The sequence below is a fragment of the Aestuariivirga sp. genome (assembly GCF_044239095.1).
In the GTDB taxonomy this organism is placed as follows: Bacteria; Pseudomonadota; Alphaproteobacteria; order Rhizobiales; family Aestuariivirgaceae; genus Aestuariivirga.
Genome location: NZ_JBIICB010000009.1, coordinates 1 through 26,186, shown reverse-complemented (window position 1 = coordinate 26,186; position 26,186 = coordinate 1). Strand labels below are relative to the sequence as shown.

Here is a 26,186-nt window from a genome sequence, read left to right as displayed (position 1 = left end):
GGCGTCATTACCCCGAAGCGCTTTGCGAATAAAGTGCTCGAGGTGCTGCCGGGGAGGTGTGTGGACAGATTGGGACCGGCATATTGACCCTGTTTCGTATCCTCAGGAACCGCGCCTTTGCGGCGGTTCTCGCCGTTGCCCTCGTCGTTTTCCCGGGGCAAGGCCCTGCGGCAGCTTCCGGCCCCGTCGAAACCAGCATCTTCGCGGTTCAGGGCGTCGATGTCGATGTGACCTCGACGGATGCGACCACTGCCAAGAACCAGGCGCTGATGGATGTTCAGGTCAAGGCCTTCTTCCAGCTGGTCGACAGGCTGGGCACGCCGGAGCTCTTGGGCGAGCTTCAGGCGAAGCTCACGCCCGCTGACATCGCGCCCTATCTCCGCTCTTTGTCGATCGAGACGGAAACCTCGGCGCCTGGCCGTTACATCGGCCGATTCACGGTGCGCTTCCTGCCGCAGAAGATGCAGGAACTCTTCGCGAACTACGGCATCCGCGTGCCCACCCAGCAGGCCGAACCGATCCTGGTGCTGCCGGTCCTGCGCGATCCGGGCGGCAACATGCTGTGGGAGGACAATGCCTGGCGCAGGGCATGGATCGATCTCAAGGGCGAGCAGGGCATCGTCCCCATCATCGTGCCGCTGGGAGACCTCGAGGATACGCAGTCGCTGAGCGCCGATGCCGCGCTGAAGGGTGATACCGTCCGCCTCGAGGCCCTGCGCAAGCGCTACGGCGTGCCCAGCCTGCTGCTGGCCCAGGCCCAGCCCGCCGACGGCGGCGGGCTTCATGTCTATATCGAAGGCGAGACCACGCTTGGCAAGGTGAAGGTCAACAAGATCTACCAGCCGGATGAGACGGGTACTGCCACGGCTGAGACCGTCGCGGTGGCAGCCTTTCAGGCCATGGTGATTAAGACCTACAGGGAGGCCGCCGACAGGCTCGCCGCGGAAGAAGCCGCCTTGAGCGCCAACACCACCCAGTCTCTTGCCGTTACCGTGCCCTTCACCAGCCCGCGTGAGTGGAACGCCATCCGCTCGCGCATCCTGACGACGCCGAACGTGACAGGTGTGGACCTCTCCACACTCAACACCGACGGAGCGATGATCCGTCTGGTCTTCACCCGCACCGTCGAGGAACTCCAGTTGAACATGCAGGCCGCCGGGCTCACTCTTGCCAACAACGGTTCGGCCTGGATCATTCAGCCGATGTGAGGGATGCACAATCTCCCCAACCTGATTTCGCTGATGCGGCTTCTCCTGGTGCCGCTCACTGTCTGGCTGATCCTGTCGAATGCCTATGTCTTGGCCTTTGCAACCTTCCTCGTGGCAGGGATTTCCGACGGGGTCGACGGCTTCCTGGCGCGGCGCTTCGACTGGCGCACCAGGCTCGGCGCCTATCTCGATCCGCTGGCGGACAAGGCACTCCTCGTCTCGGTCTTCGTGACGCTGGGCTTGCTCAAGATGATTCCCGTCTGGCTTGTCTTCATCGTTGTCTCGCGTGACGCGCTCATCGTCGGGGCGGTGGTGCTGTCGCGGCTGATGGACCACCCGGTGAAGGTGAGGCCGCTCGCGCTCAGCAAGGTCAACACGGTGGCGCAGATCACCTTCCTGGTTGCCGTTCTGGGGTTTTCCGCCGCGGGCAAGGCGCTGGCGCCCCTTGTGGATTACGGCAGCATCCCGGTTGCGCTGTTGACGGCGATGTCCGGCGCCGCCTATCTGACGGCATGGCTCCGCCATATGGCGGAAGAGCCACATGAGGATCGCGAGCCGTGACACTACAGAAACAGGTTCTGATCTGGGCTATCTCGCTTGGACTGCTGGTCTTCGCGCTGTGGGCCTTCAGCCCGATCCTTTTGCCCTTCATCGCGGGGCTGGTGCTGGCCTATTTCCTCGATCCCGTGGCAGACGCGTTGCAGCGCATGGGCTTGTCGCGACTGGCGGCCGCGCTGCTCATCGTCATCATCGCCATCCTCATTCTCGTGATTTCAATGGTGATCCTTGCGCCGGTCGTCGTCGACCAGCTGGGCCGCTTCGCAAGCGACCTGCCGGGCATCATCCAGACGCTCACCCTGCGCTTCGACGAGGTCGCGCCGCAGTGGATGAAGGAAGCCCTCGCCAAGAGCGGAGCTGATGTCCAGGGCTCGGTCACGCAGTTCGCGGGCAAGGCGGCCGAATGGATCCTCAGCGTGTTGAAGACGCTGCTGTCGGGCGGCCTCGCACTGGTCAACCTCGTGTCACTTCTGGTGGTGACGCCGATCGTGACCTTCTATCTTCTCGTCGACTGGGACGACATGATCGAGAACGTGGACAGATGGGTGCCGCGGGAGCACCTGGAAACCGTGCGCGCGCTGGGCCGTGACATCAACGCGGCCATGGCGGGCTTCATCCGGGGGCAGGGCACGGTCTGCCTGCTTCTCGGGTTCTTCTACGCCGTGGGGCTCTCGCTCGCGGGCCTCAAGTTTGGCCTCGCCATCGGCCTTCTCGCGGGGGCGCTTACCTTCATCCCCTATGCCGGTGCGCTGATCGGCGGCGTGCTGGCGATCGGGGTAGCCCTTTTCCAGTTCTGGCCCGATGTCTGGCCGATCGCCCTTGTTGGCGCCATCTTCGGCCTCGGCCAGTTTCTTGAGGGCAATTTCCTGTCGCCCAAGCTGGTCGGCAAGAGCGTCGGCCTGCACCCGGTGTGGCTCATGTTCGCGCTCTTCGCATTCGGCTATGCCTTCGGCTTCGTGGGGCTCCTGCTTGCCGTGCCGCTCGCCGCTGCGGCAGGCGTTCTCGTGCGCTTCGGCCTGGGCCAGTACCTGTCCAGCAGGCTCTACCTCGGACCCGGTTACGAGCCGGAGCCGGTGCCGGTCCCCGTCAGCATCATCGAGGAAGAGCAACGCCTTGGCGCGCGGGACCAGGGGCAACCTGAGGCATGAGCGGCCGGACCGGCCGCCAGCTCGTACTCGACCTCGCCCACCGCGAAGCCCAGGGCCGCGATGATTTCCTCGTCACCCCCTCCAATGCCGCCGCAGTCGCCATGGTCGACCGCTATCCGGACTGGCCGCATTACGGGGTGGTGCTTCTGGGCGATGCCGGCAGTGGCAAGTCGCATCTGCTGGAGGTCTGGCGGCAGGCCGCCGGGGCGCGGCTGATCGCCGCCGCCAGCCTCGCTGACGAACCGCCGGACCAGCTGCTGGCGGGTGGCGCACTCGCCATCGATGATGCGCCGGGCGCCGGCCTCGACGAGCGTGCCCTGTTCCATCTCCTGAACCTCGCCCGCCAGACCGGCAGCCACGTGCTGCTTGCCAGCAAGACGGACCCCGCCCATTGGGCCGTGGCGCTTCCCGATCTGGCCTCGCGGCTCAAGGCGCTGGCGGTGGCGCGGCTCGATCCGCCGGATGACGTCCTGCTGCGGGGCGTGCTGGTCAAGCTCTTTGCCGACCGCCAGCTTGCGGTCGAAGAGCCCGTGGTGTCCTATCTCATGCTGCGCATGCCGCGCTCGCTCGAGGCGGCGCGCGTGCTGGTGGCGGAGATCGACAGCCTGGCGCTGGTCGAGCAGGCAGCCGTCACCCGCGGCCTCGCGTCCCGCGTCTTGCAGCGGCTGACCGAACCCGGCATGTTCCCCGAGGAGGGATGAGGCCGCCCCCGCTGCCTGCGGGGCCGGCCCGCCGTCATAACGCTGTTACAATGCCGGGCGAGGCACGCATCGAGCCTCCCGCTCAATTGAAAGGCCGCCATGAACGAGCAGCTCCCGATCCCGCCGCCCGCCATCACCATGGACACGCCGGAGCGTTACATCAACCGCGAGATATCCTGGCTGGGCTTCAACATGCGCGTGCTGGAGGAGGCCCGCAACATGTCGCATCCGCTGCTCGAGCGGCTGCGCTTCCTGTCGATTTCCGGAAACAATCTGGACGAGTTCTTCATGGTCCGCGTCGCGGGCCTCGTGGGCCAGGTGCGCGAGAGGCTGCCGGAACTCTCCGATGACGGGCTCTCCGCCCAGGAACAGCTGGACCGCGTGCGCGTTCTCGCTCAGGACCTGATGGCCGAGCAGGACCGGCGCTGGATCCAGCTCACGGATGAGCTTGCGAAGAACGGCATCGTCATCACCGACGGCAGCGACCTCCAGCCGCATGAGGTATCCTGGCTCGACCAGCGCTTCCTGGAGCAGATCCTGCCAGTGGTGACGCCGATCGCGATCGACCCGGCGCATCCCTTTCCCTTTATCCCCAACCGCGGCTTCATCATCTGCCTCGAACTCAAGCGGCGCCGGGACGGCGGCCGGATGAATGCGCTGCTGCCCATTCCGCAGCAGCTTGACCGTTTTGTGCGGCTTCCCGCGATCGAGGGGCAGTCGGCGGTGCGCTTCATCTCGCTTGAGAACATGCTGAGCCTATTCATCCCGCGGCTCTTCCCCGGCTATGACGTGAAGGGCAAGGGGGTGATCCGCCTGATCCGTGACAGCGACATCGAAATCGAGGAAGAAGCGGAAGATCTCGTGCGGGTGTTCGAATCCGCGCTGAAGCGGCGCCGCCGCGGATCGGTGATCCGCATGGAGGTCGACGCCCAGACCCCGGCCTCGCTGAGGGACTTCATCGCCGGGGAAGTGGACGTGCCGAGCGATGCCATCGTCGAATGCGCGGGCCTTGTCGGCTATTCCGACACGCGCCACCTGATCCTCGACGAGCGGCCGGACCTCAAGTTCAAGCCCTTCATGGCCCGCTTCCCGGAGCGGATCCGCGACCATGGCGGGGATTGCTTCGCAGCGATCCGCCAGAAGGACATCGTCGTTCACCATCCATACGAATCCTTCGACGTTGTCGTGCAATTCGTGCTGCAGGCCGCGAATGACCCTGACGTGGTGGCGATCAAGCAGACGCTTTACCGCACCTCCAAGGACTCGCCCATCGTCGCGGCGCTGGCCAAGGCGGCGGAGGCCGGAAAATCGGTGATGGCGCTCGTCGAGCTCAAGGCCCGCTTCGACGAGGAGGCCAACATCCAGTGGGCGAGGGACCTCGAGCGCGCGGGCGTGCAGGTGGTCTTCGGCTTCATCGAGCTCAAGACCCATGCCAAGGTCTCGATGGTGGTCCGGCGCGAAAGCGGCGCCATGCGCACCTATGTGCATTTCGGCACTGGCAACTACCACCCGATCACGGCGAAGGTCTACACCGACCTCTCCTTCTTCACCTGCGATCCGGCCCTGGTGCGTGACGCCTCGCGTCTCTTCAACTTCATCACCGGTTATGCCCAGCCTGAGGATCTCGAAAAGATCGCGCTGTCGCCCCTCAACCTCAAGAAGCGCCTGCTTGACCACATCGACGAGGAGATCGAGCACGCGAAGGCCGGCCGGCCCGCGCAGATCTGGGCCAAGATGAACTCGATCGTCGATCCGGGAATCATCGATGCGCTCTATCGCGCCTCGCAGGCCGGCGTGCAGATCGATCTCGTGGTGCGCGGCATTTGCTGCCTCAGGCCCGGGGTCGCCGGCCTCTCGGAGAACATCCGTGTCAAGAGCATCGTCGGCCGCTTCCTGGAGCATTCGCGCATCGTGTGTTTCGGCGGTGGCCATGCCTTGCCGCACAACCGCGCCAAGGTCTATATTTCGTCAGCTGACTGGATGCAGAGGAACCTGCACCGCCGCGTCGAAACGCTGATCCCCATCGAGAATCCGACGGTGCACGACCAGATCCTCGACCAGATCATGATGGCGAACATGATGGACAACCAGCAGAGCTGGGAACTCCTCGCCGACGGCTCGTCGCGGCGCATCGCGCCCGGCCCGGACGAGGAGCCCTTCAACGCGCATGATTACTTCATGAAGAACCCGTCTCTCTCTGGACGCGGGCGCTCCCAGGCGGGTAATGTGCCGCCTGAAATCATCGAACGCTTGAAGAAGAAGGCCAAGGCGAAGACGTGAGCTGGCACAAGGGATTCAGAACCGAACCCCCAAAATACCGTCCTGTCGCCGTCGTCGACATCGGCTCCAATTCCGTCCGTCTCGTGGTCTACGACGGGCTCAGGCGGTCGCCCTCGCCGATCTTCAATGAGAAGATCCTGTGCGGCCTCGGCCGCGGCGTGGCGACCAAGGGCAAGCTCCCGGATGAGGGCATGATCCGGGCCATCGCAGCCCTGAAGCGTTTCCGGGCACTCGCGCGCCAGATCGGCGCCAAGCATGTCCATGCGGTTGCAACCGCGGCGGCGCGCGAGGCTGATAACGGCGCGCAGTTCATTGCGCGGGCGGAGAAGGCGCTGGGCTCTGCCATCAAGGTCCTTACCGGCAAGGAGGAGGCACGCTATGCGGCCCTCGGCGTCATTGCCGGCATCCCGGGGGCTGATGGCGTCGCGGGCGATCTGGGCGGCGGCTCGCTCGAACTCATCGACATCAAGGACGGCAAGCTGCGCGAGGGCATCACCTTGCCGCTCGGCCCCTTGCGCCTCATGGATCTCTCAGAGGGATCGATCGACAAGGCCCGCGAGATCATCGATGAGGCCTTCGGCAAGGCGGGCATCCTGAAGCTGCTGCAGGGCCGAACCTTTTATGCCGTGGGCGGCACATGGCGCAACCTGGCCAAGCTGCACATGGCGCAAAGCCACTATCCGCTCCATGTGCTCCACTGCTACCGCATGACGCGGCAGCAGGCCATGTCGCTGTCGGGGCTCGTCGCGCATCTGTCTCCTGTGTCGCTCAATGAGGTCCGCGAGGTGTCGAAGAGCCGCACGGACACCATGCCTTTTGGCGCGTTGGTGCTCGAACGGCTGCTGACCCACACCCGGCCGGATGCAGTGGAAATCTCCGTCTACGGCGTACGCGAGGGACTGCTCTATTCGAAACTGCCGCCGCGCAAGCGGACAAGCGATGCGCTGCTCTCCTCCTGCTGGGACTTCGCGCGCCGCTATGCGCGCTCGCCCGAGCATGAACTCGAACTCTGCGACTGGACGGACCAGCTGTTCGGCCCTAGCCGCTTGGCAGAGAACGAGGCGCAGCGGCGGCTGCGCTATGCCGCTTGCCTGCTGGCCGACATTGGTTGGCGCGCGCATCCGGACTACCGCGCAGAACGCTCGCTCTCCATGATCTCGCAAGCAGCCTTCGTCGGCATCGATCACCCTGGCCGCGTCTTCCTCGCGCTCACCGTGTTCTACCGCTACGACGGCGAAGGCGAAGATGGCGATGGGCTGAACCGCCTGCTCGGCGACGAAGACCATCAGCGCGCCCACCTCTTGAGTAGCGTATTCCGCCTTGCCTATATCCTCTCGGCTGCCATGCCGGGCATGCTGCCGAAGATCCAGCTGCGTTTGGGCGACAACAAGACATTGATCCTCAAGCTTCCACGCAAGCTGGCCGACCTCTCGGGAGAACGCGTCGAAAAGCGCCTCTCCTCGCTCGCCGCCGAGATGGGCCGCACCGGAAAGGTGCTGATCAGCGGCTAACGCAGCGGGCGGTCAGGTGAGATCAGTGAAAGATCTGCGCTCCAAACATGCCCGCGATGCCAGCCATCTCATCATCACGGCCGTCACCCCAGCGAAAGCTGGGGTCCCGCTTTTTGTCTGCATGTGCTGCACCAAAAGCGGGATGCCAGCTTTCGCTGGCATGACGGTGCGAGTGAGGTCTTGATCTCAACTAACCGCCCGCCACTCGCGCGCAAGATCATGCCCGGGCGGCTATTCCGCCGCCGCCTTGATCTCGCGCACGGCGGGCAGCACGCGCACACGGCCGCGGTCGAAGCCGATCACCGCCTCGCCCTGCTTGATGGCGAGTGCCTGGTCGCCGAACAATTCGCGCCGCCAGCCGTGAAGCAGCGGCACGTCCGCCGTGTCGCTCTCGGCCACGGCATCGATGTCGGAACTCGAGGCAACGAGCTTCGGTGCAATGCCCTCCTGCTCGCAGATCACCTTGAGGGCGAGCTTCAGCACCTCGGCCGCGGCCTGGGCGGCCTCGCTCATGTCGTCGCGGCCGTCGTCGGGCTGGGGAAGTGACTTGGTGTCGATCGCGAGGCCTGCGGCCACCGCCTTCAGCACCGCGTCCCCGATGCGCGAGGAGGCCATGCCCTTGGGCAGGGCGCGCAGCTGGTTCAGCGCCTCCCGCGTCTGGGGCGATTGCACGGCGATCTCGGCGATGGCGTCGTCCTTCAGTACGCGCGAGCGTGGAACGTTCTTCTCACGCGCCTCGCGCTCACGCCAGGCGGCAATTTCCATCAGCACGCCCAGCTGCTTCTTCGAGCGCAGCCTGACCTTGATGCGCTTCCATGCGTCCTCTGGCTCGGTGCGGTAGGTGGCGGGATTGGTGAGGATGTCCATCTCCTCGCGCAGCCAGTGCTCGCGTCCTGTCTTGTCGAGTTCCTGCTTCAGGCTTTCGTAAACGACGCGAAGATGCGTGACATCCGCCAGGGCATAGGCCAGCTGCTTCTCGCTCAGCGGCCGGCGCGACCAATCGGTGAAGCGCGAGGACTTGTCGATCTGCGCCTTGGCAAGGCGGCGCACGATCGCCTCATAGCCCACCTGGTCGCCGAAGCCGCAGACCATCGCGGCAATCTGCGTATCGAACACCGGATGCGGCACGATGCCGGCCAGATGCACCATGATCTCGATGTCCTGGCGCGCGGCATGGAACACCTTCAGCACCGAGGCATCGTTCATCAGGGCGAAGAAGGGCTTGAGGTCGATGCCCGGGGCGAGGGGGTCGATCAGGCCATGCGTCGTGCCGCCTGCCACCTGTATCAGGCAGAGGTCTGGCCAGTAGGTCGATTCCCGCATGAATTCGGTGTCGACGGTGATGAAGGCCTCATCTGAGAGGGCAGTGCAGAGGCGGTCCAGCGATTCGGTGGTGGTGATCAGATCCATGACCGCAGGGAAGCGCGATCGCCGGGTGACGTCAATGGCTTGTGGATAATTCTTCTCAAATGTTCATTTGGAAGTTGTTTCAATTGGTTAAGACACATCCTAAAGGTTTTGCTTGCGCAATCGCCACGATGCCGGTGGCATTGCCGTCCACCTGCAATCATTCCCTTGACTTGGGCAGGCAAGCCTTGCATAAAACCGCCACCAAACGGCCCGGGTGACCCCCGGGCTGATTGGCGTTTGGCCAAAAGCAAGCGGTTTGCCCTTTCCGAGGGTAATACGGGGGAGTGTCCCGAGCGGCAAAGGGGGCGGACTGTAAATCCGCTGGCTTCGCCTTCGTAGGTTCGAGTCCTACCTCCCCCACCACTGCTTGGGGCCGGCGCCAAGATGGGGTGGGGAGTTCGGACACCGGTTTTCCGGGCGGGTGTAGCTCAATGGTAGAGCAGCAGCCTTCCAAGCTGAATACGAGGGTTCGATTCCCTTCACCCGCTCCAAAGTTTGAATCGTGAATGCCGCTGAAGGCGGCCAACAGGGTAGAGCGACGATGGCCAAAGAGAAATTCAACCGCGACAAGCCGCACTGCAACATTGGCACGATTGGTCACGTTGACCACGGCAAGACGTCGTTGACGGCAGCGATCACCAAGGTTCTGGCCGAGACGGGCGGTGCGACGTTCACGGCTTATGACCAGATCGACAAGGCGCCCGAAGAGCGCGCCCGCGGCATCACGATCAACACGGCCCACGTCGAATATCAGACGAAGGCCCGTCACTATGCCCACGTCGATTGCCCTGGCCACGCTGACTATGTGAAGAACATGATCACGGGTGCTGCGCAGATGGACGGCGCGATCCTGGTTGTGTCGGCCGCTGACGGCCCGATGCCGCAGACGCGTGAGCACATCCTGCTCGCCCGCCAGGTCGGCGTTCCCGCACTCGTGGTGTTCATGAACAAGGTCGACATGGTCGACGATCCGGAACTGCTCGACCTGGTCGAGATGGAAGTGCGCGAGCTGCTCTCGTCCTACCAGTTCCCGGGCGATGACATTCCGATCATCCGCGGCTCGGCGCTCTGTGCGCTCGAGGGCAAGTCGCCTGAGATCGGCCGTGAAGCCGTTCTCAAGCTGATGGAAGCGGTTGACAGCTACATTCCGCAGCCGGAGCGTCCGAAGGACATGCCGTTCCTGATGCCGATCGAAGACGTGTTCTCGATCTCTGGCCGTGGCACGGTTGTGACCGGCCGCGTCGAGCGCGGCATCGTGAAGGTTGGCGAGGAAGTCGAGATCGTCGGCATCCGCGACACGCAGAAGACGACCGTCACGGGCATCGAGATGTTCCGCAAGCTGCTCGACACGGGCGAGGCTGGCGACAACGTCGGTGCGCTGCTGCGCGGTGTCGATCGTGAAGGCGTTGAGCGCGGCCAGGTGCTGTGCAAGCCCGGCACGGTGAAGCCGCACAAGAAATTCAAGGCCGAGGCCTACATCCTGACCAAGGAAGAGGGTGGCCGTCACACGCCGTTCTTTGCCAACTACCGTCCGCAGTTCTACTTCCGCACGACTGACGTGACGGGCGTGGTGACGCTGCCGGAAGGCACGGAAATGGTGATGCCCGGCGATAACATTTCGTTTGACGTTGAGCTGATCACGCCGATCGCCATGGAAGAGAAGCTGCGCTTCGCCATCCGTGAAGGCGGCCGCACCGTCGGCGCCGGCGTCGTCGCCAAGATTACTGATTAAGGGCGGACACAGACATGCAACGTCAGAACATCCGCATCCGCCTCAAGGCCTTCGATCATCGCATCCTCGATACGTCGACGCGCGAGATCGTCAACACGGCCAAGAGGACGGGCGCGCAGGTGAGGGGCCCGGTGCCCCTTCCGACCCGGATCGAGCGCTTCACCGTGAACCGCTCGCCCCACGTCGACAAGAAGAGCCGTGAGCAGTTCGAAATGCGGACCCACCGCCGCCTGCTTGATATCGTAGATCCGACCCCGCAGACCGTCGATGCTTTGATGAAGCTCGATCTGGCCGCTGGTGTCGATGTTGAAATCAAGCTCTGAGTTCAGAGCTTTGAAGGAGTGAAGCGATGCGTTCTGGTCTCATCGCACAGAAGCTGGGCATGACCCGCATCTACACGGAGGAGGGGGTCGTTGTTCCCGTCACCGTGTTGAAGGTCGATAACTGTCAGGTCGTCGCTCAGAAGACGAGCGACAGGGATGGTTATACCGCGCTGCAGCTTGGTGCTGGCATCCCGAAGATCAAGCGGCTGACCAAGGCCGAGCGTGGCCACTTTGCCGTGGCCAAGGTCGAGCCGAAGCGGAAGCTCAAGGAATTCCGTGTGTCTCCGGACAACGTGATCCCGGTTGGCGCCGAAATCACCGTCGAGCATTTCGTGCCCGGCCAGTTCGTTGATGTCACTGCGACCTCGATGGGCAAGGGCTTTGCCGGCGGCATGAAGCGCTGGAACTTCGCTGGCCTGCGTGCAACACACGGCGTGTCGGTGAGCCATCGTTCGATCGGTTCGACCGGTAACCGCCAGGATCCTGGCAAGGTCTTCAAGAACAAGAAGATGCCTGGCCACCTCGGTGCCGAAACGGTGACGACGCAGAACATCGTCGTGGTAAAGACGGACCTCGGCCGTGGCCTGATCATGGTCAAGGGCTCGGTTCCGGGCGTCAAGGGTGCGTGGGTTTCGGTTCGCGATGCCGTGAAGCGCAAGCTTCCCGACACGGCGCCCAAGCCGGGCGCGTTCAAGCTTCCCGAAGCCGCCGCGGCTCCGGCAGCAGAGTAAGGATTGACGGACATGAAAGCCGACATTCACACCATTGAGGCGAAGACGGCGGGGAGCATCGAGCTCGCCGACCACATCTTCGGACTCGAGCCGCGCGCCGACCTCATCCACCGCGTCATCCAGTGGCAGCTGAACAAGCGCCAGCAGGGTACGCACCAGGCGAAGTCGCGCGGAGAGATCTCCCGCACCACCAAGAAGCTCGGTCCCCAGAAGGGTTCGGGCGGTGCACGCCACGGTTCGCGCAAGTCCGGCATTTTCGTCGGTGGCGGCAAGGCCTTCGGTCCCCGCTTCCGCAGCCACGAGACTTCGCTCAACAAGAAGATCCGCGCGCTCGGTCTGCGCCACGCCCTTTCGGCGAAGGTGAAGGACCAGTCGCTGGTCATCCTTGACCAGGCTGCATCGGACGGCAAGACCAAGACGCTGGTCAATGCCTTCGAAAAGCTTGGCCTCGCCAACGCGCTGATCATTGACGGCTCGAACGTCAACGAGAGCTTCGCAAAGGCGGCGCGCAGCATTCCGAATATCGATGTGCTGCCGATCCAGGGCATCAACGTCTACGACATCCTGCGCCGCAAGAAGCTGGTTCTGACCAAGGCGGCCGTCGAAGCGCTGGAGGCGCGGTTCAAGTGAGCAAGGAACACTGGTACGACATCATCAAGAGCCCGGCGATCACCGAAAAGGCGACGCTGGTTTCTGAGAGCAACACGGTCGTCTTCAACGTGGCGAAGTCCGCCACGAAGCCCGACATCAAGAAGGCCGTTGAAGGCCTCTTCGGTGTGAAGGTGAAGGCGGTCAATACGCTGGTCCGCAAGGGCAAGCAGCGCCGGTTCAAGGGCCAGCTGGCCAGGTTGAGTGACGTCAAGAAGGCCTATGTGACCCTCGAAGAGGGCCAGCGCCTCGACGTGACGACCGGCCTCTGAGTGGTGAGATAGGACAATGGCACTCAAGACATTCAATCCGACCAGCGCAGGCCGCCGCCACCTTGTTCAGGTGGACCGCAGCCAGCTGTGGAAGGGCAAGCCTGTAAAGTCCCTCGTCGAGGGTCTGAGCAAGAACGGCGGCCGTGGCAATGGCGGGCGCATCACGACGCGCGGCCAGGGCGGCGGACACAAGAAGTCCTACCGCATGGTCGACTTCCGCCGCACCAAGCATGACGTTGCAGCGGTTGTGGAGCGGCTGGAGTACGATCCGAACCGGACCGCCTTCATCGCGCTTATCAAGTATGCTGACGGCGAGCTCGCCTATATCCTCGCGCCGCAGCGCCTGGGCGTTGGTGACTCGGTGATCGCCGGCAAGTCAGTCGACGTGAAGCCCGGCAATGCGATGCCGCTGGGCGCCATTCCTGTCGGCACGATTGTCCACAACATCGAGACGAAGCCCGGCAAGGGTGGCACGCTCGCCCGTTCGGCCGGCACCTACGCCATGGTCGCTGGCCGCGATCAGGGCTACGTGCTGCTGAAGCTGAAGTCGGGCGAAACCCGCATGGTCGATGCGACCTGCATGGCCAGTGTGGGTGCTGTCTCCAACCCGGACCACATGAACGAAGTGGTGGGCAAGGCTGGTCGAAACCGCTGGAAGGGCCAACGCCCGATCTCGCGCGGTATCGCCCGGAACCCGGTTGACCATCCGAACGGCGGCCGTACCAACGGCGGTAAGCACTGGGCTACGCCCTGGGGCAAGCCGACGAAGGGCACCAAGACCCGCTCGAACAAGCGTACCCAGAAGTTCATCGTGCGGTCTCGCCATGACCGCAAGAAGTCGCAGTAAGAGGTAGACCGTGACACGCTCCGTATGGAAAGGCCCGTTCGTGGACGGGTACCTCCTCAAGAAGGTGGACGCCGCTCGCGGCACCAGTGGACGCGCCCAGGCCATCAAGACCTGGTCCCGCCGTTCCACCATCCTGCCGCAGTTCGTGGGCCTGACGTTCCAGGTTCACAACGGCAACAAGTTCATTCCTGTCCTCGTGTCGGAGGAAATGGTTGGTCACAAGCTCGGCGAGTTCGCGCCGACGCGTACCTTCCATGGCCATTCCGCCGGCGACAAGAAAGCCGGAGGCAAGTAAGCCATGAGCAAGAAAGCACGCCCGCGCGCGCTGCCCGAGAATGAGGCGAAGGCCGTCACACGGTCGATCCGCATCTCTCCGCGGAAGCTCAATGACGTGGCCTCGGAGATCCGCGGCATGAAGGTTGAAAAGGCGCTCGCCTATCTCACCTTCTCGCGCCGCCGCATCGCCAAGGACGTCAAGAAGACGCTCGAGTCCGCGATTGCCAATGCCGAGAACAACCATGACCTCGACATCAACAATCTGGTGGTCGCTCAGGCATGGGTTGGCAAGAACCTGGTCATGAAGCGCTGGATGCCAAACGCGCGTGGCCGCGTTGGCCGGATCGAGAAGTTCTTCAGCGAATTGACGATCATCGTCCGCGAAGTGCGTGAAGAGAGCAAGGAGGCCGCCTGATGGGTCAGAAAGTCAATCCGATCGGCCTTCGCCTCGGGATCAACCGCACGTGGGACTCCCGATGGTTCGCCGGTTCCCGCGAGTATGGCAAGCTTCTCCATGAGGACATCGCGATCCGCGACTACCTCAAGAAGGAACTGAAGCAGGCTGGCGTCTCCAAGGTGCTCATCGAGCGCCCTCACAAGAAGTGCCGCGTGACGATCTACTCCGCCCGTCCTGGCGTCGTGATCGGCAAGAAGGGCGCTGACATCGAGAAGCTCCGCCGCAAGGTGCAGGACATGACCGGCTCGGAAGTCCACCTCAACATCGTTGAGGTGCGCAAGCCCGAAGTCGACGCCAATCTGGTGGCCGAGAACATCGCCCAGCAGCTGGAGCGCCGCGTGGCCTTCCGCCGTGCCATGAAGCGTGCGGTGCAGTCTGCCCAGCGCATGGGTGCTGAGGGTATCAAGATCACCTGTGCTGGCCGGCTTGGCGGTGCAGAGATCGCCCGCACCGAGTGGTACCGTGAGGGCCGCGTTCCGCTGCACACGCTGCGCGCCGATGTTGACTACGGCACGTCCACTGCTTTCACGACCTACGGCACCAACGGTGTCAAGGTCTGGATCTTCAAGGGCGAAATCCTTGAGCATGATCCGATGGCGCAGGACAAGCGGATGAACGAGCCGGCCGATGCGGGCCAGTCCCGCGGCCGCCGCGACCGCGACGCGGCTTGAGGATTGAGGGTTAGCGAAAATGTTGCAACCAAAGCGTACAAAGTTCCGTAAGGCCTTCAAGGGCCGTATCCACGGGAAGTCGACCAGCTGCAACACGCTGGATTTCGGCGCATTCGGCCTCAAGGCTCTCGAGCCTGAGCGTTTGACGGCCCGGCAGATCGAGGCCGCCCGCCGCGCTCTTGCGCGTGGCATGAAGCGTGCCGGCCGCATCTGGATCCGCGTGTTTCCGGACGTTCCGGTCTCCAAGAAGCCTGCTGAAGTCCGCATGGGCTCCGGCAAGGGTTCGACCGAATACTGGGCTGCCCGCGTGAAGCCCGGCCGTGTTCTCTTCGAGATCGACGGTGTTCCGCGCAATGTGGCTGAAGAGTCTCTGAGCCTCGCGGCTGCCAAGCTCCCGATCAAGACGCGCTTTGTTGCGCGGCTTGGCGAATAAGGAGGGTGAGCGAGATGAAGGCCAATGATATCCGCGTCATGACCAAGGACCAGGTCAAGGACGAAATCCTGAAGCTCAAGAAGGAGCAGTTCAACCTGCGCTTCCAGAGGGCGACGGGCCAGGTCGAGAACACAGCGCGCATCCGCCAGATCCGCCGCGACATCGCCCGTCTCAAGACGGTGCAGTCGCAGCAGGCCGCCGCGAAGTAGGAGAGAAGACAATGCCGAAGCGCATCCTGCAGGGCGTCGTGGTGAGCGACAAGAACGACAAGACCATCGTGGTGCTCGTCGAGCGCCGCCTGCGTCACCCGGTGCTTAAGAAGACCGTGCGTCTGTCGAAGAAGTATCACGCGCACGACGAAAAGAACGAAGCCAAGTCCGGCGACATCGTCCGCATCGAGGAGACGCGTCCGCTTTCCAAGCAGAAGCGCTGGGCCCTCGTCGAGAAGGTCGCGGCGGGCCAGGCTTAAAGAGAACAGGGAGCTCTCGAGCTCCAGAGTGAACGGGTGATCAGATGATCCAGCAAGAAACCAATCTCGATGTCGCGGACAACTCCGGCGCGCGCCGGGTCCAGTGCATCAAGGTGCTGGGCGGCTCCAAGCGCAGGTATGCCTCCGTCGGCGACATCATCGTCGTGTCTGTCAAGGAAGCGATCCCGCGTGGGCGCGTCAAGAAGGGCTCGGTGATGAAGGCCATCGTGGTGCGGACCGCAAAGGACATCCGCCGTCCGGATGGCTCCGTGATCCGCTTCGACCACAATGCCGCTGTGCTTATCAATGCGCAGGGCGAGCCGGTCGGGACCCGCATCTTCGGGCCCGTCCCGCGCGAGCTGCGTGCCAAGAACCAGATGAAGATCATTTCGCTTGCACCGGAGGTGCTTTGATGTCGGCGAAGCTCAAGATCCGGAAGGGCGACAAGGTCGTCGTCATTACCGGTAAGGATAAGGGAAAGCAGGGCGAAGTCATTCGCACCATCCCGACCGAGAACCGCGCGGTTGTTCGCGGAATCAATGTGGCCAAGCGCCATCAGAAGCAGACTGCGGCCCAGGAAGGCGGCATCGTCTCCAAGGAACTGCCGATCCATGTTTCGAACCTGGCTCTGCGCGATCCGAAGGACGGCAAGCCGACCCGCGTTGGCTACAAGACCCTGGGTGACGGCAAGAAGGTGCGCGTCGCCAAGCGTTCGGGAGAAGTGATCGATGGCTAAGGAAGAGGCTAAGAAGTCCGCGGCGAAGAAGCCCGCTGCTGAAGCCAAGTCTGCCGAAGGCAAGACCAAGGCGAAGAAGGCTGATAAGTCCGAAGCCGTCGCCAAGGCTGCTCCGGGTTCTGAGAATGCGCCTGCCGGCTACGTGCCGCGCCTGCGCAAGCATTACGACGAAGTGGTGCGTCCGCAGCTGCAGAAGGAGTTCAACTATTCGAACGCCATGCAGGTTCCGAAGATCACCAAGATCGTTCTGAACATGGGCATCGGCGAGTCAACCCAGGATTCCAAGCTGGTTCAGGTCGCTGTTGGCGAACTCGAAAAGATCGCCGGTCAGAAGGTTGTGGTTACCAAGGCCCGCAACGCCATCGCGCAGTTCAAGATCCGCGAAGGCCAGGCCGTGGGCGCCAAGGTCACGCTCCGCAAGGTGCGCATGTATGAGTTCCTCGACAGGCTCATCAATATCGCGCTTCCCCGCGTGCGCGACTTCCGCGGCCTCACCGACCGCAGCTTTGATGGCAACGGCAACTATGCCTTCGGCATCAAGGAACACATCATTTTCCCGGAGATCGATTACGACCGTATCGATCGCGTCTGGGGCATGGACGTCATCATCTGCACGACGGCGACGAATGACGCCGAGGCCCGTGCGCTGATCGACGCCTTTAACTTCCCGTTCCGCAAGCCCGCCCGCAAGGCGGCCTGAGCGGACAACGAAACAGAACAAGGCTGAGGTAAAGCCCATATGGCTAAGACAAGCTCGGTAGAGAAGAACAACCGCCGCCGCAAACTGGTGAAGCAGTATGCGAACAAGCGTGCGAAGCTGAAGGCGATCATCCAGAACAAGGAGCTCAACATCGAGGAGCGCTTTGCCGCCCAGCTGAAGCTTGCCGAGTTGCCGCGCAACTCTGCCAAGAACAGGATCCGTAACCGTTGCGAGGTGACGGGCCGTCCGCGTGCCTATTATCGCAAACTTAAGATGTCGCGTCTGGCGCTTCGCGAGATGTCCAGCCTGGGTCTGATCCCCGGCATGGTCAAGTCAAGCTGGTAACAGATACGGACTTCAGGAGAGAAGAATGAGTGTGAATGATCCGATCGGCGATATGCTGACTCGTATCCGCAACGCGCAGGAGAGGGGAAAGTCGAAGGTTTCGACTCCCCATTCCAGGCTGCGCGAGAACGTGCTGAGCGTTCTGCAGGGCGAGGGCTTCATCCGTGGGTTCGCCGTGGTCCAGAGCGGCAATAACAAGGCTGAGATCGAAGTCGAACTGAAATACTTCGACGGCGCCCCGGTGATCCGCGAACTGCATCGCGTGTCGAAGCCTGGCCGGCGTGTTTATGTTTCCGTGTCGACGTTGCCGACCGTTTACAACGGTCTCGGCATCTCGATCCTCTCGACGCCCAAGGGCGTGATGTCGGATGCCGACGCGCGCGCCCAGAATGTGGGCGGCGAAGTACTCTGCACCGTGTTCTGAGGACGCTCACATGTCTCGTATCGGAAAGAAAGCAGTTCCCGTACCGGCCGGCGTGACCGTCAACCTTGCTGGAAGCAATGTCGCGGTCAAGGGCCCCAAGGGCGAACTCAACTTCATGCTCACCGACCAGGTGATCGCGAAGATGGACGCGGGTGCGGTGAAGGTCGACCCCAAGGACAAGAGCAAGCTTGCGCGCTCTGCCTGGGGCATGTCCCGCACCATGATCGCAAACATGATCAAGGGTGTCACCGAGGGTTATACCAAGACCCTCGAAATCACCGGCGTCGGCTACCGCGCGGCGGCCCAGGGCAAGACCCTGAACCTGGCGCTCGGCTACAGCCACGACATCAACTATCCGGTTCCGGACGGCATCGAAATCAAGACGCCGAAGCCGACCGAGATCGTGATTACCGGCATCGACAAGCAGCGCGTCGGCCAGGTTGCGGCCGAGATCCGCGATTTCCGCGGCCCCGAACCTTACAAGGGCAAGGGCGTGAAGTACGCTGGCGAGTACATCTTCCGCAAGGAAGGCAAGAAGAAGTAACAGGTGATGGCCATGGCAACGAAATCCCAATCGCTCCGCAAGGCACGTGTGCGCAAGGCGCTCGCGGCACGCGGCGCTCTGCGTCCCCGGCTGTCGGTGTTCCGCTCGTCCAAGAACATCTATGCCCAGATCATCGACGACTCCAAGGGCGTCACGGTCGCCGCCGCGTCCTCCCTCGAGAAGGATGTGAAGGGCACGCTGAAGACGGGCGCCGACAAGGACGCCGCAGCCGCGATCGGCAAGCTCATCGCCGAGCGCGCGATCAAGGCTGGCGTCAAGGACGTCGTCTTCGACCGCGGCGGCTACCTTTATCACGGGCGCGTCAAGGCGCTCGCAGACGCTGCCCGCGAGGGCGGCCTGAACTTCTAATCTCCGGCGAAAGATAGGCGGAAAGCAATATGGCTAAGGAACGTTCGGAGCGCGGTGACCGCAAGGACCGTGACAACCGTGAAGAGCGGGACAGCGAGTTCATCGACAAGCTCGTCCACATCAACCGCGTCGCCAAGGTGGTGAAGGGCGGCAAGCGCTTCGGCTTTGCTGCGCTCGTCGTCGTCGGCGACCAGAAGGGCCGCGTCGGTTTCGGCCACGGAAAGGCGCGCGAAGTGCCGGAAGCTGTGCGCAAGGCGACAGAGTCCGCCAAGCGCACGCTGATCCGCGTGCCGCTGCGCGAAGGACGCACGCTGCACCATGACATCGACGGACGCTGGGGGGCAGGCAAGGTGACGCTGCGCACCGCTCCTCCCGGAACCGGCATCATCGCCGGCGGCCCGATGCGTGCCGTTTTCGAGTCGGTTGGCATGCAGGACGTGGTTGCGAAGTCCAAGGGCTCCTCCAACCCCTACAACATGGTCCGTGCCACCTTCGACGCGCTGAAGAAGCAGACGAGCCCGCGTGCCGTCGCCTCGCGCCGCGGCAAGAAGGTCTCCGACGTCATGCGCCGCCGCGGCGGTGATGCGGCCGTGGCCGAGTAAGACAAAGGAACCTGATCATGGCGAAAGCTGAAAAGACGGTTACGATCAAGCAGGTTGCGAGCCCGCAGCGCCGTCCCGGCGACCAGCGCGCAACGCTGATCGGCCTCGGCCTGAACAAGATGAACAAGACCTCGACCCTCCAGGATACCCCGGCGGTTCGCGGCATGATCGCCAAGGTCGCGCACCTCGTGCGCGTCGTGGAATAAGGATTACCTCCCATGAAGCTCAATGAGATTGCCGACAATCCCGGTTCGCGCCACACCAAGAAGCGCGTGGGCCGCGGCATCGGTTCCGGCCTCGGCAAGACCGCGGGCCGCGGCGGCAAGGGCCAGACGGCCCGCAAGGGCGGCGCCAAGGCTGGCTTCGAAGGCGGCCAGATGCCGATCTATCGCCGTCTGCCCAAGCGCGGCTTCAACAAGCCGAACAAGGTCGACTATACCGAGGTGAACCTGTCCCGCGTCCAGGCGGCCGTCGATGCGAAGAAGCTCGACGCCTCGGCACCGGTGACGGCTGCTGCGCTGGTCGCGGCTGGCGTCATCTCCTCGCCGCTGGGTGGGGTGCGCCTGCTGGGCAAGGGTGAAATCAAGTCGAGGCTCAATTTCGAAGTCTATCACGCAACGGCTGGCGCAGTCGCTGCCGTCGAGAAGGCGGGCGGCTCCGTCAAGATGCTGAAGCCGGCCGAAACGCCTGCCGAACCCAAGTAAGCTTGCAGGCACCGGGCAGGGGCCCCACATGAGGGGTTCCTGCTTCCAGCCGAGGACGAGAGAATGGCATCAGCCGCGGAACAACTTGCTGCTAACCTGAACTTCGGCGCGCTCGCCAAGTCCGAAGACCTGAAAAAGCGCATCTGGTTCACGCTCGGCGCCCTCATCGTCTACCGCCTCGGTAGCTATATCCCCATTCCCGGCATCGACGCTGCTGAACTCGCAAAGTTCGCGGCCCAAAACTCAAGTGGCATCCTGGGCTGGGTGAACAACCTTGCGGGTGGCGCGCTTGGCCGCATGGCGATCTTCGCCCTCAACATCATGCCCTATATTTCGGCCTCGATCATCATCCAGCTGATGACGTCCGTCTCGCCGCATCTCGAGCAGCTGAAGAAGGAAGGCGAGCAGGGCCGCAAGAAGATCAACCAGTATACGCGCTATGGAACCGTGTTCCTTGCGGTGCTGCAGTCTTATGGCATTGCCGTGGGTCTTGAGGGCCAGGCTGGGCTCGTTGCGGATCCTGGCATGTTCTTCCGCATTTCGACCGTCATCACGCTGACGGGCGGCACGGTGTTCCTGATGTGGCTTGGTGAACAGATCACGTCACGCGGCATAGGCAATGGTATCTCGCTCATTATCTTCGCCGGCATTGTTGCGGGCTTGCCATCCGGCATTGCGGGGCTTCTCGAACTTGGCCGCACCGGCCAGGTGTCGACCTTCGTGATCCTCGGCATCATCATCATGGCGGTTGCCGTCATTGCCTTCATCGTGCTGATTGAGCGGGCCCAGCGCCGGCTGCTGATCCAGTATCCGAAGCGGCAGGTGGGCAACAAGATGTTCCAGGGCGACAGCTCTCACATGCCGCTGAAGCTCAACACGGCGGGCGTCATTCCGCCGATCTTCGCCTCCTCGCTGCTTCTGCTGCCGATCACGGTTGCCAATTTCAGCCAGGGGCAGGGTCCGGATTGGCTCAATACACTGACGGCGCTGCTCGGCCATGGCCAGCCGCTGTTCCTCGTTCTTTATGCGGCGCTCATCATTTTCTTCGCCTTCTTCTACACCTCCATCATGTTCAATCCGAAGGAGACGGCGGACAATCTCAAGAAGTATGGTGGATTCATTCCCGGGATCAGGCCGGGTGAGCGGACGGCGGAGTACATCGACTATGTGCTGACCCGCATCACGGTCATCGGTGCGCTCTACCTGACCCTGGTGTGCTTGCTGCCTGAATTCCTGATTGGCTACACGGGCGTTCCCTTCTACTTCGGCGGCACCTCGCTTCTGATCGTGGTGAGCGTGACGATGGATACGGTCGCCCAGGTGCAAGGACATCTCCTGGCCCAGCAGTATGAGGGCCTGATCAAGAAGTCCAAGCTCAGGGGATCGAAGCGGTGAACATCATTCTTCTCGGCCCACCGGGGGCCGGCAAGGGCACGCAGGCCAAGCTCATCGAAGACAAGCATGGCATGAAGCAACTTTCGACCGGTGACATGCTTCGCGCCGCAGTGGCACAGGGAACCGAGACGGGCCGCAAGGCCAAGGAAATCATGGACAGGGGCGAACTCGTCCCCGATGCCGTGGTGGTTGGTATCATCTCTGACCGGTTGGAGCAGCCCGATGTTACGAATGGCTTCATTCTTGACGGTTTTCCGCGCAACGAGGCCCAGGCTGTTGCGCTCGACCAGATGCTGGCCGGCAAGGGCTTGAAGCTCGATGCCGTGATCGAAATGAAGGTTGACGACGAGGCGCTCGTTGAGCGCATCACCGGGCGGTATACCTGCGCCAAGTGCGGCAAGGGTTACCATGACCGGTTTGAGAAACCGAAGGTTGCAAGTGTATGCGATGTGTGCGGGGGAACCGAGTTCTCACGCCGCGCCGACGACAACGAGAAGACGGTTCGTGACCGGCTTTCCGTTTACAACAGGCAGACTGCTCCGCTGGTCCATTACTATGGCGGGCGCGGGACGCTGAAAACCATCGACGGCATGGCGGACATCGCTGAGGTGACCCGCCAGATCGAGGGCGTGCTGAAAGAGGCTTGAGACCGGTGTTTGCGGTGTTCTTGAGGTTGACGCGGAAGCGATTCCCCTCTAGAAGCGCCTCCAATATCGGTCCGTGACAGGCTGGCTTCAGGGAGGATTTCTTCTTGAGGTACGGCCTTATGCCTTTGAAGGCGCCGGGCGAAAAAAGGCAAACTTATACGAAGTCGGTGGCCTAAGCCGCTGAACTGATTAGGAGAACAAGGCGTGGCCCGTATTGCAGGCGTCAACATTCCGACCAACAAGCCCGTGGCGATTTCGCTGCGCTATATCTATGGAATCGGTCCCGTGAACGCGGTCGAGATCTGCGACAAGACGAAGATCGAGCCGACCAAGCGCGTGAACGAGCTTTCCGACGCTGAAATCCTGGCGATCCGCGAAGTGATCGACCGTGATTACATGGTCGAGGGCGACCTGCGCCGTGACGTGTCGATCAACATCAAGCGCCTCGTGGACCTCGGCTGCTATCGGGGCCTCCGCCACCGCAAGGGCCTGCCTGTGCGCGGCCAGCGCACCCACACCAACGCCCGCACCCGCAAGGGCCCTGCCAAGGCGATCGCCGGCAAGAAGAAGTAAAGGCTGAAAGAACATGGCTAAGGAAGCTCAACGTCCGCGCCGCAAAGAGCGCAAGAACATTTCCTCCGGCGTGGTGCACGTCAACTCGTCGTTCAACAACACGATGATCACCATCACCGATGTCCAGGGCAACGCAATCGTCTGGGCCTCGGCCGGCAAGCTGGGCTTCAAGGGCTCGCGCAAGTCCACGCCTTATGCGGCACAGGTCGCTGCAGAGCAGGTGGGCCGCGCCGCCATGGAGCATGGCATGCGCACCGTTGAAGTGGAAGTGTCTGGCCCCGGCGCTGGCCGTGAGTCGGCGCTCCGCGCACTTCAGGCCTGCGGCCTGCAGGTAACCTCGATCCGTGACGTGACGCCGATCCCGCATAACGGCTGCCGCCCGCCGAAGCGCCGCCGCGTCTAACCGCGGCTTCGCCGCCGCCCCTGTATTTCCGGGGCGGCCCATCGAGATTTTATTGAAAACATGGCTCCCCGGAAGGGGAGCCGGATTTTCGACAGGAAGCACAACTGATGCAAGTCAACCAGAAGAACTGGCAGGAACTGATCCGTCCGTCGAAGCTCGAAGTCCAGCCGGGCCGCGATCGCCGCCGGGTCGCCACCTTCGTGGCTGAACCGCTCGAGCGCGGCTTCGGAACCACGCTCGGCAACGCGCTGCGCCGCATCCTGCTGTCTTCGCTCCAGGGCGCTGCCGTCACCTCCGTCCACATCGACGGCGTGCTGCATGAATTCTCCTCGATCGCTGGTGTGCGCGAAGACGTCACCGACATGATCCTGAACATCAAGGAAATCGCCATCGGCATGCAGGGCGAAGGCCCCAAGCGTCTGATGCTGCGCAAGGAAGGCCCGGGCATCGTCCGCGCCGGCGACATCCAGACCACCGGCGACATCCAGATACTGAACCCCGAACACGTCATCTGCACGCTGGACGAGGGTGCCGAAATCCGCATCGAGTTCACGGTTGCCACCGGCAAGGGCTATGTCTCGGCTGAGCGCAACCGCCCCGAGGATGCGCCGATCGGCCTGATCCCGGTCGACTCGATCTACAGCCCGGTGAAGCGCGTGTCCTTCAAGATCGAGAACACCCGCGAGGGTCAGATCCTCGATTATGACAAGCTCATTATGAACGTCGAAACCGACGGTTCGGTGAGCCCGGAAGACTCGGTTGCCTATGCCGCGCGCATCCTGCAGGACCAACTCTCGGTCTTCATCAACTTCTCGGAGCCGTCCAAGGCCATCATCGAGGAGAGCCGCCCGGAACTCGAGTTCAACGCGGCGCTGCTCAAGAAGGTGGACGAGCTGGAGCTTTCGGTTCGCTCCGCCAACTGCCTGAAGAACGACAATATCGTCTATATCGGCGACCTGATCCAGAAGACGGAAGCCGAAATGCTCCGTACTCCGAACTTCGGCCGCAAGTCGCTCAACGAGATCAAGGAAGTTCTCGCCCAGATGGGTCTCCATCTCGGCATGGAAGTGCCGAACTGGCCGCCCGAGAACATCGAAGAGCTCGCCAAGAAGTACGAACAACATTATTGAGAACCCGCACGGCGCGCGCCAAGATCCGCGCCGGAATTGAAGGAGAACGGTTATGCGTCATGGTTTCAGGGGCCGCCGGTTCAACCGCACGGCAGAGCACCGCTCGGCGATGTTCGCGAATATGGCTGCGGCATTGATCAAGCATGAGCAGATCGTGACGACGCTGCCCAAGGCGAAGGACCTTCGCCCGGTCGTTGAGAAGCTCATCACCCTCGGCAAGATCGGCAGCCTGCACGCCCGCCGCACGGCGATGGCGCAGCTGCGTGACGAGACGCAGCTGAAGAAGCTGTTCGACGTGCTGGCCAAGCGCTACGAGAGCCGCAACGGCGGCTACCTCCGCATCATGAAGGCCGGCTTCCGCTATGGCGACCAGGCCCCGATGGCGGTGATCGAATTCGTCGACCGTGACGTCACCGCCCGCGGCCAGGATTCAGGCCCCGTGCAGGTGGCTGACGAGACGGCGGACGCCGCGGCCTGATCCTTTTGAGTTGCAGAGTTCATCGAAAGGCAGCGGTAACGCTGCCTTTTGCCGTTTCCGGGGCTGAACAGGTTGACTTAATCAACCTCTGGTAAATGGCGTCGAATTGATGAATTCTTCCGGACAGCATGATGAGCCGATTCGACATCTTCAGCGCAGCGATGCGGCCTTTCGCCGATGCCGGAGAGACGGCTGACTGCCTGCGTGCCGCGCGCGATCTCTTTGGCGTGATGAACTTGTCCTACTGGTTTCTGGGTGCCTCCAGCGACGTTCCGGACCGGATGAGCTGGTTTTCAACCTATGACGAGGGGTATGTGGAGGTTTACCTCCGCGAGGTGACGCCGCTGAGGGACCGGGCTTTCCAACTCTGCTTCCGGCGCCTGCTGCCGCTTGACTGGGCCGAAATCCGCAAGGAGGATCTCTCGGTTGAAAACATTCACCTGATGGCGGAACGCTTTGGCATCGGCCGTCATGGCGTGTCCATTCCTATCCGGGAGCCCGGTGTGGGAGATGCGATGTTCTCCGTCAACTTCGACTGCGAGGATCGTCACTGGAACGAACTGCGCTCCTCGCTTGCCAATGACGTGCACCTCTTTGCCCATTACTTCCACCTGCGCATGAAGAATATCATCGCCGCGCAGGCCGCGACGGCTGCCTTCGACCTCAGCCCGCGCGAACGCGAGGTGCTGCAATGGGCGGCAGAAGGCAAGACGGCGTGGGAGACCGCCCAGCTCCTCCGGGTCAGCGAGAGTGCAGTCAACCTCTATGCCAGCAACGCCATGAACAAGCTACGCGCCAAGACCAAGACACAGGCAGTGGCCATCGCCGTGAAGAACGCATTGCTGCACTGATGGGGGCCTGCCTGCCGCGCAGCAAGCGGGCACAGCATGGGTGATTTAGATCATGCTTAAACGATTGGGCTGGCGCGAGTTCCTTCCCATAAGGTGAGTCCACCTGATGGGAAGGCGGGGTGAAGCAGCGGGCGGTCAATTGAGATCGCTTGCACATTGACGCCGCGGGACAACAACCAGGGCTTTACAACCCTGGTTGACCGTCAGGTGACAGACGTCCCGAAACGTCGATGAAATGCGGGCGGAAACGATCGCAGCGGCCGGCGTCAGCCGTTGTAGACCTCGCCGACCGGCACCACGGCATGATTGCCATAGCCATTGAACATGGTGGAGGTGGCGATACCGTAGGCGCCAAGTGTTCCGAACTCCACGTAGTCCTCGTCCTGGAGGTCCACCGGCAGGTCGAGCTTTGCGGGCAGCACGTCCAGCGGGTCGCAGGTCGGGCCGAACACCTTCCACGGCTTGGTGGGACCCGGCAGCACCTTGCCGCCGCGGATCACGCGATAGGGCGGTTGCAATTCCGGCACCTGCATGAATTCCATGAGGCCACCGTAGACGCCGTCGTTGAGGAAGATGTCATCGCCATCCGAGCAGACGAGCTTGATGCGGG

At 62.7% G+C, this 26,186-nt stretch carries 36 protein-coding genes, 2 tRNA genes and 1 pseudogene; 37 read left to right on the top strand and 2 right to left on the bottom strand.

The annotated features are described in order from the left end of the window. The first annotated feature begins 83 nt into the window (after positions 1-83). The 6 genes from ACILRA_RS01785 to ppx all read left to right on the top strand — a co-directional run bounded on the left by ACILRA_RS01785 (position 84) and on the right by ppx (position 7,406). A complete protein-coding gene (locus tag ACILRA_RS01785) occupies positions 84-1,208 on the top strand; it encodes a DUF2066 domain-containing protein (protein ID WP_395660376.1) in 1,125 nt (374 codons plus the stop codon). Between the two features lie 3 nt (positions 1,209-1,211). Next, positions 1,212-1,769: a CDP-alcohol phosphatidyltransferase family protein gene (locus tag ACILRA_RS01780; protein ID WP_395660375.1), complete on the top strand. Its 558-nt coding sequence runs from the start codon at positions 1,212-1,214 to the stop codon at positions 1,767-1,769. Next, positions 1,766-2,914, top strand: coding sequence for an AI-2E family transporter (locus tag ACILRA_RS01775; protein WP_395660374.1), 1,149 nt, complete (start codon positions 1,766-1,768; stop codon positions 2,912-2,914). Before ACILRA_RS01780 ends, ACILRA_RS01775 begins: the two co-directional genes overlap by 4 nt. Beyond that, positions 2,911-3,615, top strand: a complete 705-nt coding sequence (locus tag ACILRA_RS01770; RefSeq protein ID WP_395660373.1) for a hypothetical protein — start codon at positions 2,911-2,913, stop codon at positions 3,613-3,615. The genes ACILRA_RS01775 and ACILRA_RS01770 overlap by 4 nt, the downstream gene beginning before the upstream one ends. 99 nt (positions 3,616-3,714) lie before the next feature. After that, the gene (locus tag ACILRA_RS01765) at positions 3,715-5,895 is read left to right on the top strand and encodes an RNA degradosome polyphosphate kinase (protein WP_395660372.1); all 2,181 of its coding nucleotides are present in this window, start codon (positions 3,715-3,717) and stop codon (positions 5,893-5,895) included. Then, a complete protein-coding gene (gene ppx, locus ACILRA_RS01760) occupies positions 5,892-7,406 on the top strand; it encodes an exopolyphosphatase (RefSeq protein WP_395660371.1) in 1,515 nt (504 codons plus the stop codon). Before ACILRA_RS01765 ends, ppx begins: the two co-directional genes overlap by 4 nt. Positions 7,407-7,637: 231 nt before the next feature. Here ppx and rnd read toward each other — a convergent pair whose 3' ends face one another. After that, entirely contained in the window at positions 7,638-8,816 is a 1,179-nt protein-coding gene (gene rnd, locus ACILRA_RS01755) for a ribonuclease D (protein ID WP_395660370.1), read from the bottom strand. A 278-nt stretch (positions 8,817-9,094) separates the two neighbouring features. Between rnd and ACILRA_RS01750 the strand changes: the two genes are divergently transcribed. The 31 genes from ACILRA_RS01750 to ACILRA_RS01600 all read left to right on the top strand — a co-directional run bounded on the left by ACILRA_RS01750 (position 9,095) and on the right by ACILRA_RS01600 (position 25,576). Then, a tRNA-Tyr gene (locus ACILRA_RS01750) sits at positions 9,095-9,179 on the top strand. 54 nt (positions 9,180-9,233) lie between these two features. Then, a tRNA-Gly gene (locus ACILRA_RS01745) sits at positions 9,234-9,307 on the top strand. 50 nt (positions 9,308-9,357) lie between these two features. Then, positions 9,358-10,548: an elongation factor Tu gene (gene tuf, locus ACILRA_RS01740; protein WP_395660369.1), complete on the top strand. Its 1,191-nt coding sequence runs from the start codon at positions 9,358-9,360 to the stop codon at positions 10,546-10,548. A 14-nt stretch (positions 10,549-10,562) separates the two neighbouring features. Then, the gene (gene rpsJ / locus ACILRA_RS01735; protein WP_111198656.1) at positions 10,563-10,871 is read left to right on the top strand and encodes a 30S ribosomal protein S10; all 309 of its coding nucleotides are present in this window, start codon (positions 10,563-10,565) and stop codon (positions 10,869-10,871) included. A gap of 26 nt (positions 10,872-10,897) precedes the next feature. Next, the gene (gene rplC / locus ACILRA_RS01730) at positions 10,898-11,602 is read left to right on the top strand and encodes a 50S ribosomal protein L3 (protein ID WP_395660368.1); all 705 of its coding nucleotides are present in this window, start codon (positions 10,898-10,900) and stop codon (positions 11,600-11,602) included. A 12-nt stretch (positions 11,603-11,614) separates the two neighbouring features. Next, complete coding sequence (rplD, locus tag ACILRA_RS01725) at positions 11,615-12,232, top strand: 50S ribosomal protein L4 (RefSeq protein ID WP_395660367.1); 618 nt, start codon at positions 11,615-11,617, stop codon at positions 12,230-12,232. Next, on the top strand, positions 12,229-12,522 hold the full coding sequence (locus ACILRA_RS01720; RefSeq protein ID WP_395660366.1) for a 50S ribosomal protein L23: 294 nt from the start codon (positions 12,229-12,231) through the stop codon (positions 12,520-12,522). The genes rplD and ACILRA_RS01720 overlap by 4 nt, the downstream gene beginning before the upstream one ends. Positions 12,523-12,538: 16 nt before the next feature. Beyond that, positions 12,539-13,369 (top strand): 50S ribosomal protein L2, encoded by an 831-nt coding sequence (gene rplB, locus ACILRA_RS01715; protein WP_395660365.1) that lies wholly within the window; start codon positions 12,539-12,541, stop codon positions 13,367-13,369. Positions 13,370-13,379: 10 nt separating this feature from the next. Next, entirely contained in the window at positions 13,380-13,664 is a 285-nt protein-coding gene (gene rpsS, locus ACILRA_RS01710) for a 30S ribosomal protein S19 (protein WP_395660364.1), read from the top strand. Between the two features lie 3 nt (positions 13,665-13,667). Beyond that, positions 13,668-14,060 (top strand): 50S ribosomal protein L22, encoded by a 393-nt coding sequence (gene rplV, locus ACILRA_RS01705; protein ID WP_395660363.1) that lies wholly within the window; start codon positions 13,668-13,670, stop codon positions 14,058-14,060. Continuing rightward, positions 14,060-14,773 (top strand): 30S ribosomal protein S3, encoded by a 714-nt coding sequence (gene rpsC, locus ACILRA_RS01700; RefSeq protein ID WP_395660362.1) that lies wholly within the window; start codon positions 14,060-14,062, stop codon positions 14,771-14,773. The genes rplV and rpsC overlap by 1 nt, the downstream gene beginning before the upstream one ends. A gap of 19 nt (positions 14,774-14,792) precedes the next feature. Next, positions 14,793-15,206, top strand: coding sequence for a 50S ribosomal protein L16 (rplP, locus tag ACILRA_RS01695; RefSeq protein WP_395660361.1), 414 nt, complete (start codon positions 14,793-14,795; stop codon positions 15,204-15,206). Positions 15,207-15,211: 5 nt separating this feature from the next. Continuing rightward, positions 15,212-15,415: a 50S ribosomal protein L29 gene (gene rpmC, locus ACILRA_RS01690; protein WP_395660360.1), complete on the top strand. Its 204-nt coding sequence runs from the start codon at positions 15,212-15,214 to the stop codon at positions 15,413-15,415. Positions 15,416-15,426: 11 nt separating this feature from the next. Further along, the gene (gene rpsQ / locus ACILRA_RS01685) at positions 15,427-15,675 is read left to right on the top strand and encodes a 30S ribosomal protein S17 (protein WP_395660359.1); all 249 of its coding nucleotides are present in this window, start codon (positions 15,427-15,429) and stop codon (positions 15,673-15,675) included. 44 nt (positions 15,676-15,719) lie between these two features. Next, positions 15,720-16,088: a 50S ribosomal protein L14 gene (rplN, locus tag ACILRA_RS01680; protein ID WP_395660358.1), complete on the top strand. Its 369-nt coding sequence runs from the start codon at positions 15,720-15,722 to the stop codon at positions 16,086-16,088. Further along, entirely contained in the window at positions 16,088-16,411 is a 324-nt protein-coding gene (gene rplX, locus ACILRA_RS01675; RefSeq protein ID WP_395660357.1) for a 50S ribosomal protein L24, read from the top strand. Before rplN ends, rplX begins: the two co-directional genes overlap by 1 nt. After that, positions 16,404-17,111, top strand: a complete 708-nt coding sequence (gene rplE, locus ACILRA_RS01670; RefSeq protein ID WP_395660356.1) for a 50S ribosomal protein L5 — start codon at positions 16,404-16,406, stop codon at positions 17,109-17,111. Before rplX ends, rplE begins: the two co-directional genes overlap by 8 nt. A 39-nt stretch (positions 17,112-17,150) precedes the next feature. Continuing rightward, a complete protein-coding gene (rpsN, locus tag ACILRA_RS01665; protein ID WP_395660355.1) occupies positions 17,151-17,456 on the top strand; it encodes a 30S ribosomal protein S14 in 306 nt (101 codons plus the stop codon). Between the two features lie 25 nt (positions 17,457-17,481). Next, positions 17,482-17,880: a 30S ribosomal protein S8 gene (rpsH, locus tag ACILRA_RS01660; RefSeq protein WP_395660354.1), complete on the top strand. Its 399-nt coding sequence runs from the start codon at positions 17,482-17,484 to the stop codon at positions 17,878-17,880. A 10-nt stretch (positions 17,881-17,890) separates the two neighbouring features. Then, positions 17,891-18,424: a 50S ribosomal protein L6 gene (rplF, locus tag ACILRA_RS01655; protein WP_395660353.1), complete on the top strand. Its 534-nt coding sequence runs from the start codon at positions 17,891-17,893 to the stop codon at positions 18,422-18,424. Between the two features lie 12 nt (positions 18,425-18,436). Next, a complete protein-coding gene (gene rplR / locus ACILRA_RS01650; protein WP_395660352.1) occupies positions 18,437-18,793 on the top strand; it encodes a 50S ribosomal protein L18 in 357 nt (118 codons plus the stop codon). Between the two features lie 29 nt (positions 18,794-18,822). Next, positions 18,823-19,395 carry a 30S ribosomal protein S5 gene (gene rpsE, locus ACILRA_RS01645; RefSeq protein ID WP_395660351.1) on the top strand — a complete coding sequence of 191 codons (573 nt, stop codon included), beginning with the start codon at positions 18,823-18,825 and terminating at the stop codon, positions 19,393-19,395. A 17-nt stretch (positions 19,396-19,412) separates the two neighbouring features. Beyond that, positions 19,413-19,601 carry a 50S ribosomal protein L30 gene (gene rpmD, locus ACILRA_RS01640; RefSeq protein ID WP_395660350.1) on the top strand — a complete coding sequence of 63 codons (189 nt, stop codon included), beginning with the start codon at positions 19,413-19,415 and terminating at the stop codon, positions 19,599-19,601. A gap of 12 nt (positions 19,602-19,613) precedes the next feature. Beyond that, complete coding sequence (gene rplO / locus ACILRA_RS01635; RefSeq protein ID WP_395660349.1) at positions 19,614-20,099, top strand: 50S ribosomal protein L15; 486 nt, start codon at positions 19,614-19,616, stop codon at positions 20,097-20,099. Between the two features lie 63 nt (positions 20,100-20,162). Then, positions 20,163-21,494, top strand: coding sequence for a preprotein translocase subunit SecY (gene secY, locus ACILRA_RS01630; protein ID WP_395660348.1), 1,332 nt, complete (start codon positions 20,163-20,165; stop codon positions 21,492-21,494). Then, a complete protein-coding gene (locus ACILRA_RS01625; protein WP_395660347.1) occupies positions 21,491-22,141 on the top strand; it encodes an adenylate kinase in 651 nt (216 codons plus the stop codon). Before secY ends, ACILRA_RS01625 begins: the two co-directional genes overlap by 4 nt. Before the next feature lie 204 nt (positions 22,142-22,345). Beyond that, entirely contained in the window at positions 22,346-22,714 is a 369-nt protein-coding gene (rpsM, locus tag ACILRA_RS01620; protein ID WP_395660346.1) for a 30S ribosomal protein S13, read from the top strand. A 13-nt stretch (positions 22,715-22,727) separates the two neighbouring features. Beyond that, positions 22,728-23,117, top strand: coding sequence for a 30S ribosomal protein S11 (gene rpsK, locus ACILRA_RS01615; protein ID WP_395660345.1), 390 nt, complete (start codon positions 22,728-22,730; stop codon positions 23,115-23,117). Between the two features lie 107 nt (positions 23,118-23,224). Next, on the top strand, positions 23,225-24,247 hold the full coding sequence (locus ACILRA_RS01610) for a DNA-directed RNA polymerase subunit alpha (RefSeq protein ID WP_395660344.1): 1,023 nt from the start codon (positions 23,225-23,227) through the stop codon (positions 24,245-24,247). 52 nt (positions 24,248-24,299) lie between these two features. Further along, positions 24,300-24,725 carry a 50S ribosomal protein L17 gene (rplQ, locus tag ACILRA_RS01605; RefSeq protein WP_395660343.1) on the top strand — a complete coding sequence of 142 codons (426 nt, stop codon included), beginning with the start codon at positions 24,300-24,302 and terminating at the stop codon, positions 24,723-24,725. Positions 24,726-24,856: 131 nt separating this feature from the next. Further along, the gene (locus ACILRA_RS01600) at positions 24,857-25,576 is read left to right on the top strand and encodes a LuxR C-terminal-related transcriptional regulator (protein ID WP_395660342.1); all 720 of its coding nucleotides are present in this window, start codon (positions 24,857-24,859) and stop codon (positions 25,574-25,576) included. A 266-nt stretch (positions 25,577-25,842) separates the two neighbouring features. On the opposite strand, the pseudogene ACILRA_RS01595 reads toward ACILRA_RS01600, so the two are convergent. After that, positions 25,843-26,186 (bottom strand): annotated as a pseudogene (locus ACILRA_RS01595) (type III PLP-dependent enzyme); the annotation flags it as partial.